Below are 5,147 nucleotides of genomic sequence, written 5' to 3'. Positions count from 1 at the left end.
TATCTCGCGGCACATGCGGTCAACGATGATATCGAGGTGAAGTTCCCCCATGCCGGCGATGATCGTCTGGCCCGATTCCTGGTCCGTCTTCACGCGGAAGGACGGGTCTTCGGCAGCCAGGCGGTTGAGCGCGAGGCCCATCTTTTCCTGGTCGCCCTTGGTCTTCGGCTCGATGGCGATCTGGATGACCGGCTCGGGGAATTCCATGCGCTCGAGGATGACCGGCTTCAGCGGATCACACAGCGTATCGCCAGTGGTGGTTTCCTTGAGGCCTGCGAGAGCAACGATGTCGCCGGCGAAGGCTTCTTCGATGTCTTCTCGCGAATTGGAATGCATCTGCAGCATGCGGCCGACGCGCTCGCGCTTGTCCTTGACCGTGTTCATGACCGACGCGCCCTTCTCGAGCTTGCCGGAATAGATGCGGGCAAAGGTGAGCGAACCGACGAAGGGGTCGTTCATGATCTTGAAGGCGAGCATGGAGAGCGGCTCGGCGTCATCGGGGTGACGCTCGATTTCAGCTTCCGTCTTCACGTCGATACCCTTGATCGCCGGAATGTCGAGCGGCGACGGCAGGTAATCGACGACTGCGTCGAGCAGCGGCTGAACGCCCTTGTTCTTGAAGGCAGTACCGCAGAACATCGGATGGAACTTGACGTCGATGGTGCCGCGGCGAACGAGCGCACGGATCTGATCGTTGTCCGGCATGTTGCCTTCGAGGTAGGCTTCCATTGCGGCTTCGTCGATCTCGACAACCGTCTCGATCAGCTTTTCGCGATATTCTTCAGCCTTGGCCTTCATGTCTTCCGGAATTTCGACGACGTCCCACTGTGCGCCGAGCGATTCGTCGCGCCAGATGAGAGCGTTCATCTCGATCAGATCGACAACGCCCTTGAACTCGGTTTCTGCGCCGATCGGCAGCTGCATGACGACAGCCGTCGCGCCGAGACGGGTCTTGATCATCTCGACCGAGCGGTAAAAATCCGCACCGGTCTTGTCCATCTTGTTGCAGAAGATCATGCGCGGAACGTGATATTTCTCGGCCTGGCGCCAGACGGTTTCAGTCTGCGGCTCGACACCTGCGTTGGCATCGAGAAGCGCGATGGCGCCGTCGAGAACGCGCAGCGAACGCTCGACTTCGATGGTGAAGTCGACGTGGCCGGGGGTGTCAATGATGTTGAAGCGGCGCATCTTGCCGTCACGGCCCTTCCAGAAGGTCGTGGTCGCAGCGGAGGTGATCGTGATGCCACGCTCCTGCTCCTGCTCCATCCAGTCCATGGTGGCTGCGCCGTCGTGGACTTCGCCGATCTTGTGCGACTTACCGGTGTAATAAAGAATACGTTCGGTGGTCGTGGTCTTGCCGGCGTCGATGTGCGCCATGATACCGAAATTGCGGTAGTCTTCGATTTTATATTCGCGAGCCATTGTGGACTGCCTTTCGATACCGTTCGGAATTACCAGCGATAGTGCGAGAACGCACGGTTGGCATCAGCCATCTTGTGCGTGTCTTCGCGCTTCTTGACGGCACTGCCGCGGTTGTTGGATGCATCGAGAAGCTCGCCCGAGAGGCGGTCAACCATGGTCGTTTCGTTGCGCTTGCGGGCAGCAGCGATCAGCCAGCGAATGGCGAGGGCCTGACGGCGCTCCGGACGGACGTCGACCGGGACCTGGTAGGTCGCACCACCGACGCGGCGCGAGCGGACTTCGACGTGCGGGGCGATGTTATCGAGCGCAGCGTGGAAAACCGCAATCGGCTCCTGCTTGGACTTGCCCTGCACGACGTCGAATGCGCCGTATACGATGTTTTCAGCAACGGACTTCTTGCCGTCGAGCATGATGGCATTCATGAACTTCGTGACAACCAGATCGCCGAACTTCGGGTCCGGGTTGATCTCGCGCTTTTCTGCTCTGTGACGTCGGGACATACTTCTCGTCTCTTCAACTGTTAAGGCGCTTTACCACGCGGAGAACCTCGCGCAGCGCCGGAAAACCAAAACCGAATTACTTCGGACGCTTCGCACCGTACTTCGAACGGCGCTGCTTGCGGTTCTTGACACCCTGGGTATCGAGAACGCCGCGGATGATGTGGTAACGGACACCCGGAAGGTCCTTCACGCGGCCGCCACGGATCATGACGACGGAGTGTTCCTGAAGGTTGTGACCTTCGCCGGGAATGTAACCAATGACTTCGAAGCCGTTGGTGAGGCGGATCTTGGCAACCTTACGCAGAGCCGAGTTCGGCTTCTTCGGCGTCGTGGTGTAGACGCGGGTGCAAACGCCGCGCTTCTGCGGGTTTTCCTGCAGCGCAGGAACCTTGTTACGCTTTACACTTGCCTGGCGAGGCTTGCGGATCAGCTGGTTTACGGTAGGCATTCAACCATCCCTTACGTTTATCTCTCAAACCCTTGCGGGCGTAACTCGCGCCGTCTCCGGCAAGATCACACGGCTGTCGTCAATGCGCAAAATGTGGCCCGATCTGCTTGCGCAGATGGACCACTGAAGGCAGAGGACGCAAAAAGACATGCGTCATGCGTGCAGGCATCAAATCTTCAACGTGCGTTTCGAACCTTGTTTGAGGAGAACTCCAGGACGAGACGCCCCGGACAGCCATGCCTCACATGGGTTCCGATGGCGCGGGTACTACTGGTTTCCCGCTGGTTCGTCAAGGCCGGTTAAGAAATAATCTTCGGCGGATCGCCTTGAAACCCGGGCTCCGTGCGCTCTTTGAACGCTTTTAGACGCAACGGTCACCGCATGCCAAGTTGAACTTGGGCATCGCTGCAAAAACGGATAAGGAATCAGCGATCGCAGGCCACGCGCCTGTCAAAAAACGGATTCGAGTTTCGAATCGCCAGATATCCAAAGGACCGATGAATGATCGAGAAGCCCGACAACGACAATAATTCCGTAGGCCCGATGATCTTCATCATCATCGGCAAGGGCTACGAGTCCGATGGCGCCGAGGGCGTCGACCTGCACGTGATGTTGAAGGCGGCCGACGACGACAGCGCAGTGCGCGAGGCGCTGAACGCCCTTGCCGAAGAAGGCTTCATCGAAGCCGACCTCGACCAGATCGGCATGCTGACCGACGTTCCCGACGAAGAACCGCATGCCTCGGCGTACCAAGGCGCGCTCGAAGGCGAAGTCGCGATCATCCGCTTCAACTGAAGACATGGCTCGGCCCGATGCGCAAAAGGTGCTGATCTACGCCACCTGGCGCCGTCGGCTCCTGGTTTTCGACGAGCCGGATTTTCCGGAGATCGAACTGCAGGTTCCGGGCGGGACGGTCGAACCCGGCGAAGACCCTGAGCAAGCGGCAGCCCGCGAATTCGCCGAAGAGACAGGTCTTGCGCTGAGCAACACGCTTCGTCCGCTTGCAATCGATGACTACCGCTTCATCAAGAACGGTGCCGCCATCTGCCACCGGCGGCATTACTATCATGCCGATATTGGAGGGCCCTACCCCGAGACCTGGCTTCATCACGAGATGACACCATTCGACGGCGGCGGGCCGATCCTGCTCCGCTTTTTCTGGATTGATATCGCAGCAGCAAAGGCCAGGCTCGGCTACGGAATGCACAATTGCCTCATCCTGCTTCCCTAACAACCCCAAGCTGGGAAGTTGCGATCGCTTCGTAGTTCATCGCGCTGTTGGCGACGTGCACAATATGCACCTTCGACGAAACGATTATGCGGTCTTTCAGCTCGGCAAGAACGTCGCTGCCGGTTGCAGCCGGCTTCGACCTGGTCATCCCGCGGGCCAAAGCGGCATCGCGCGATGCGTGTCTTTTCCTATCATCGAAAAGCTACATGCGGTTCCGTGCCATGTGAACGACTCCGTAAGCTATATGGGGGCGAGTCCGTAGTCGTTATCAAGAAAAATGGAGAACTATTTTCGGCCTCCCCGCCGCCGCGAAATCAAACAAAAAACCGCCCGGATCGCTCCGGGCGGTTTTTCAGTTCTGAGGCCGGGCTGCCGGTTATTCGGCAGCCGAAGCGTTTTCGCCGGCCATGTCCTGGAGCATCGGGGTTGCGGCATCCGCGCCCGTGCCCTTGCGACGCTCTTCGAGGATCATCTCATCGCGCGACGTCGCGATACGGCGGATCGCCGTCATGGTGCCGCCGGTACCGGCCGGGATGAGGCGTCCGACGATGACGTTTTCCTTGAGACCCTGCAGGCCGTCGGTCTTGCCGGCGATCGCAGCTTCCGTCAGCACCTTCGTCGTTTCCTGGAAGGAAGCGGCGGAGATGAAGGACGGGGTCTGCAGCGACGCCTTGGTGATGCCCAGAAGAACCGGCTCGCCATAGGCAGGCTTCTTGCCCTGCTCGATCAGGCCGTCGTTGACGTCCTCGAGCTCGATACGGTCGACGTTGTCGCCGACGATATAAGTCGAGTCGCCAGCATCGGTGATTTCCACCTTCTGCAGCATCTGACGGACAATCACTTCGATGTGCTTGTCGTTGATGACAACGCCCTGCAAGCGGTAGACTTCCTGGATCTCGTTGACGAGGTAGGAAGCCAGAGCCTCCACGCCCTTGATCGCCAGGATGTCATGCGGTGCCGGGTTGCCGTCGAGGATGTAGTCGCCCTTTTCGATATAGTCGCCTTCCTGAAGGTGGAAGGGCTTGCCCTTCGGGATCAGGTATTCGACCGGCTCGACACCGTCTTCCGCCGGCTCGATGATGACGCGGCGCTTGTTCTTGTAGTCGCGGCCGAGGCGGATCGTACCATCGATCTCAGCGATGATGGCATGATCCTTCGGGCGGCGGGCTTCGAAGAGTTCGGCAACGCGCGGCAGACCGCCGGTGATGTCCTTGGTCTTGGCGCTTTCCAGCGGCGAACGTGCAAGCACGTCACCCTGGGAGACCTTCTGGCCTGGCTCGACCGAAAGGATCGCGTCGACCGAAAGCAGGAAGCGGGCATCGCCGCCGCGAGACAGCTTCGCGACATTGCCGCTTGCGTCCTTGATGACAATTGCCGGCTTGAGGTCCGAACCACGCGGGGTCGAACGCCAGTCGATGACCTGACGCTTGGTGATCCCCGTGGATTCGTCGGTCGCTTCGAGGACGGAGAGACCGTCGACAACGTCTTCGAACTGAACGGTACCGGCCAGTTCCGTCATTATCGGACGGGTGTACGGATCCCACTC

5 protein-coding genes and 1 pseudogene are annotated in these 5,147 nt (G+C 59.4%); 2 read left to right on the top strand and 4 right to left on the bottom strand.

The features are described 5' to 3' along the window. From fusA to rpsL, 3 genes are all read right to left on the bottom strand, one after another. On the bottom strand, positions 1–1,422 hold a 1,422-nt coding region (gene fusA / locus C9413_RS27445; RefSeq protein ID WP_170251165.1), incomplete at its 3' end, for an elongation factor G. Positions 1,423–1,451: 29 nt separating this feature from the next. Continuing rightward, positions 1,452–1,922: a 30S ribosomal protein S7 gene (gene rpsG / locus C9413_RS27440; RefSeq protein WP_022719192.1), complete on the bottom strand. Its 471-nt coding sequence runs from the start codon at positions 1,920–1,922 to the stop codon at positions 1,452–1,454. A gap of 76 nt (positions 1,923–1,998) precedes the next feature. Continuing rightward, positions 1,999–2,370, bottom strand: coding sequence for a 30S ribosomal protein S12 (gene rpsL, locus C9413_RS27435; RefSeq protein WP_022719193.1), 372 nt, complete (start codon positions 2,368–2,370; stop codon positions 1,999–2,001). A gap of 501 nt (positions 2,371–2,871) precedes the next feature. Between rpsL and C9413_RS27430 the strand changes: the two genes are divergently transcribed. Together C9413_RS27430 and C9413_RS27425 are read left to right on the top strand one after the other, a co-directional pair. Beyond that, positions 2,872–3,165 carry a hypothetical protein gene (locus C9413_RS27430; RefSeq protein ID WP_022719195.1) on the top strand — a complete coding sequence of 98 codons (294 nt, stop codon included), beginning with the start codon at positions 2,872–2,874 and terminating at the stop codon, positions 3,163–3,165. Between the two features lie 4 nt (positions 3,166–3,169). Next, positions 3,170–3,601: an NUDIX domain-containing protein gene (locus C9413_RS27425; RefSeq protein WP_039844636.1), complete on the top strand. Its 432-nt coding sequence runs from the start codon at positions 3,170–3,172 to the stop codon at positions 3,599–3,601. 376 nt (positions 3,602–3,977) lie between these two features. Here C9413_RS27425 and C9413_RS27420 read toward each other — a convergent pair. After that, positions 3,978–5,147 (bottom strand): annotated as a pseudogene (locus C9413_RS27420) (DNA-directed RNA polymerase subunit beta'); the annotation flags it as partial.

The sequence above is a fragment of the Rhizobium sp. SEMIA 4085 genome (genome assembly GCF_013004495.1).
In the GTDB taxonomy this organism is placed as follows: Bacteria; Pseudomonadota; Alphaproteobacteria; order Rhizobiales; family Rhizobiaceae; genus Rhizobium; species Rhizobium gallicum.
The sequence above is the reverse complement of the archived record's forward strand: the minus strand, read 5'-3'. Positions and strand labels throughout refer to the sequence as shown.